This window comes from Terriglobales bacterium (assembly GCA_035764005.1).
In the GTDB taxonomy this organism is placed as follows: Bacteria; Acidobacteriota; Terriglobia; order Terriglobales; family Acidobacteriaceae; genus Gp1-AA112.
Map to the genome: position 1 here is coordinate 1 of DASTZZ010000026.1, position 4,211 is coordinate 4,211.

The following is a 4,211-nucleotide window of genomic DNA, read 5'->3' on the forward strand; positions in this document are numbered from 1 at the left end:
CCCAAAGCCATTTATCGATTCGAATGCCGGTCATGAGAAAAGAATCAGTGGTGAAGATGAGTTTGGTGGACCTGGTCGGGATCGAACCGACGACCTCTTCCATGCCATGGAAGCGCGCTCCCAGCTGCGCCACAGGCCCACTTTGAGGAAGGCGACTGACTTGATTATTCTCGCTTGCCTGCGGCTATTCGGTCAATGATGGAAGCGGCTTAGGGGAAGAACTACGCGGGGCAGAAGTACGCGGGGAAGACCTACGCTCGCCCTATGCCTACGTACTCAAATCCCAGTGAGCGCATGCGAACTGCATCCAGAATGTTCTTTGTATCCACGATCAGCGGACGCTTTAGAGAGCGCTTGATGCGATCGTAATCAAGGCTTCTGAACTCCGACCACGCGGTACCCAGCACTAGTGCGTCGACTCCCTCGGCTGCAGCATACGGATTCTCGCAATATCGGACCGAGCCATTCAGCTCGGCGCGCGCGCCCTCGATGGCCGCTGGGTCATAAGCGCGAACCTGCGCTCCCATGTTTACTAGCTGCTTGGCCAATTGCAGGGAGGTAGAGGCGACAACTGAGTTGGAGTTCGGCTTAAAAGCCAATCCGAGCAGCCCAACCTGTTTGCCTTGCACCGTCTGCAGCGCCGCGGAAAGCTTGTTCAAGATGCGTTCGCACAAACCCTGATTGACCTCGCGGGCGGCGCTCAGGATTTTCAGCGGGACATTATTCTCGAAGGCGAGCTGCGCCAACGATTCCATCTCTGCTTCGACAAACGGACCGCCGAACGACGTTCCCGGTTGCAGGCAGCGGGGAGCGATCTTCTTGTCGAGTCCGAGCGCAAGCGCCAGATCGACGGCATCGGCGCGCACGTGTTCACACAAGGTCGCAATCTCGTTGATAAAGGAAATCTTCGTCGCCAGGAAGGCGGTCGAAGCTTCACGCGCCAACTCAGCCGTTTCATGATTGGTCACAATCACCGGAACGCCGCGCATGACGAGCGGCCGATACAGCATCTTCATCGCCTGAATGGCAGCATTGGAAGTCGTTCCGAGCAGGATACGATCAGGCCAATTGAAGTCTTCCACGGCGCATCCGTCGGTGACGAACACGGGATGAGAGATGATTGCAGCTTTCAATCCGTTCGCCTTAATCTTGTGCTCGATCCGCGACGCCGTCCCCACCGAGACCGGCGTGCTGATGATCAGCATGTGCTGATCCGTGCAGTACTTCGCCAGATTCATCGCCGCGGTTTCGATTCCTTCGGCACGATCCTCCGCCATGAAGATCATCAAGGAGCGCTTGCATGTGCGTTCAACATCATGCGAGAACGTCAGCCGTCCGGAGCGCACATTCCGGCGTACGACCTCCTTCAGATTCTTCTCGTAGTAAGGCGTTTCGTCGCGGGCAAGCGAGCTGACCTTCGGGACATCTTCGTGGAAGCAGGTGACAGGCAATCCGAAGTCAGCGAGGCACGAGGAGATGACCGTGGCCAAGTAGCCGGTTCCATATACCGCGTGGTGCATTATTGCCTCCGAGAGGGTCTGGCCAGCCGGAAATCGAGCGTGCGCTCTGGGGGAGAGGTCTCTTTGTTTTATGCGTTGTTTCCCAGTCTGACAACGTGCACAAAGGTCATGTACTCGGGGATGCTGATGATTTCTAAGCACATGCCGATCATTCTCCTGCCGCGTTGCTGCGCGCACCAAAGTTCGGAACAAGATTTTGACGACCGCCGCTGCGCGCAATCAGGCCGATTGCGAGTTTCGCTGCTAACAGCGTAGTTAACAGCGTAAATTTCTGGACTTTGATGTTTTCTGCCCATTTCTCGCAAAACTTGGAAAGATAACAGCGAAGAGCAGCGTAATAACAGCGAAGCTGTTCACAGGATCTGTTACGGTTAGCGAATCCGAATGTGTCGCAATTCTCCGCATCTATCGCAATTCTCCGCACGGGCCGGAACCAAGACTTGACTTTCGCTTTTAATTCGTGTTATAGTGAACTTCGTTCACTAAAGTCCGCAACGAGTTAAGACCTCCACTGCGAAGCATCTGATCGGCTCTTGGGACATTTCCTCAAGCAACAACTGATCCGGGACTCAACTTGTGGATCCTTCAGTCAGGGTTTCCGTCACCAGCTCCGCGGCTTAGCGGCTCAACCAACACGTAGCAGAGGTCTTGATTGCAGTAGCTCAGCAGCTAAGAAGCTCATAAGCTTAGCAGCCCGATTTCTCAGCTGTCCCTCCGATTGCCACGTCCTTTTCTTTCGGGAATCATCTAATCAGGAACTCTCGTGATCATCGATCCCCAAGACACGCGAAAGATCTCCCGCGACTGGCGCGAGTACCTCCACGAAATGAAGGAGAGCTTTGCGGTTGCGCGTTGGGTCTATCGCGAATTCATCACCGCCGAGAGCCGGCATTGGACACGCCGCATGCTCATCGCGCTCGCGATCTCGGTTACGGCGCTGAATGGCATTGCCTGGCTGGCGAAGTATCTCGTCGACGGCCTAATTCACCACGATGCACACGCGATCAAGATGAGCTTCGCGGGTATGGCGGTGTGCGTCCTCGTGTACGGGTACTTCGACCGCCTGCAGATGATCGCGCGCGAGTACGCGACCGGACTCAATCTCACGCAGCTCAAGCGGCGCATGAATGAGCTCTTCTTCGAGAAGAGCATGGGACAGCATCAGCAGGAGAGCTCGTATCTCAATACCGCCAACATCGAGCGCGGCAAAGGACGCATCGAGCAACTCGAAAACATGCTTACGTTCGAAGGCTCGTCGGCGGTGATCTCGCTCACAGTGGCGCTCACGCTGCTGTGGCTACGAGTTCCGACTGCCGGCTTCTTTATGACCGTGCTGCTGGCGAGCTATCTCGTGTGGTTGGTCTATTTGAACCGAAATATTTCGGAGAAGTGTGTCCCCTTCGACAAGGAATTCCGCCGCATCAATCGCTGGGAGCACGAGCGATGGGAAAAGATTGAACGCGTAAAGACCTGTGCCAAAGAGCCTGCGGAGATCGACTACCAGTACCGCTCTTTCGTGAAGTGCCTCGGCGAAGAACGCAAATTCTGGCTCTGGTTCATCGGCAAAGTCACATGGCGCGGGTACTCCAACCGTTTCGTCCTCCTGGGCACGCTCGCCTATGGCGCGTGGCGAATCTGGGAAGGTGACTGGTCGAACGGCGTCTTTGTTCCGCTCCTTATGTATGCGACCAAAGTGAGCGAAAGCATCTGGCAGATCGGCCACATCGAGCACCAGATCAACTGGAACATGCCCGCAATCCGCACGGCCATGCTCACGCTCACCGTTCCGCCCGATGTCACCGACAAGCCGAATGCGATCGAGTTGGAACGAAAGAACGGTATGCGCATCGAGATGCGCAACGTCTCATACGCCTACTCAATGGAAAAGCGCGATCTTCCAGGCCTCGTGATTGCTGGCCCACAGTATGCCGGTGCTCAAGGTCGCGAGGCAGACGACCAGCCGGTCAGTACCGTTCGCGGTAGCGAATGGGTCCCGCGCAAGGCGCGTCGCCCGCTGCCGATCCTCAACAACGTGAGCCTAACGATCGAGCCAGGCGAGAAAGCCGCGCTGATCGGACCATCCGGAGCAGGGAAGACCACGATCATGCGCCTTCTCATGCGCTACATGGATCCAACCTCCGGCTCGATCCTGATCGACGGCCACGACCTGCGCGATATCCGGCTCGCATCGTGGCTGAACATGATCGCCTACGTGCCGCAGCAGGCGCAGGTCTTCGATGGCACTGTTCGTGACAACCTGCTCTACCGCTTCACCGACGAGCCGGCGCGCGTTCCCGACGAAGAACTCTGGGAGATCATGCGCAAGCTCAAGATCGACTTCGGTGACCGCCTCACCGACGGACTCGATACGCGCGTAGGCCGCCACGGGATTGAACTCTCCGGCGGCGAGCAGCAGCGCCTGATGATCGGCGCGGCAGCCATGCGCAAGCCTGTGTTCATGGTGGTTGATGAAGCTACAGCCTCGCTCGACGCGACGATAGAAAAAGCCGTGCAGAAGGGCCTGGAAGAAGTACTCGGCGAGGAGATGGGCGCGCTAATCATCACGCACCGTCTGTCCACAGTGCGCCGCCTCTGTACCAAGTTCTTCGTCCTGCGCGACGCTGAAGGACTCGCTCCAGGGCAGTCGCAACTCGAAGCCTGCGCCAGCTCGTTCGAAGAACTCTACGAAGT

At 57.0% G+C, this 4,211-nt stretch carries 2 protein-coding genes and 1 tRNA gene; 1 reads left to right on the forward strand and 2 read right to left on the reverse strand.

Annotation, left to right across the window (positions count from 1 at the left end):
• Positions 1-63 precede the first annotated feature (63 nt).
• Both VFU50_04840 and VFU50_04845 read right to left on the reverse strand, forming a co-directional pair.
• Positions 64-139 (reverse strand) — tRNA-Ala (locus tag VFU50_04840).
• Positions 140-251: 112 nt separating this feature from the next.
• A complete protein-coding gene (locus VFU50_04845; protein ID HEU5232165.1) occupies positions 252-1,520 on the reverse strand; it encodes a nucleotide sugar dehydrogenase in 1,269 nt (422 codons plus the stop codon).
• Positions 1,521-2,283: 763 nt separating this feature from the next.
• On the opposite strand from VFU50_04845, the gene VFU50_04850 reads away from it, so the two are divergent.
• A partial coding sequence (locus tag VFU50_04850; protein ID HEU5232166.1) for an ABC transporter ATP-binding protein occupies positions 2,284-4,211 on the forward strand: 1,928 nt, incomplete at its 3' end.

Excerpts from the sequence above, each read along its gene's own strand:
- VFU50_04845 (HEU5232165.1), bottom strand. The coding sequence starts at position 1,520 with ATGCACCACGCGGTATATGGAACCGGCTACTTGGCCACGGTCATCTCC.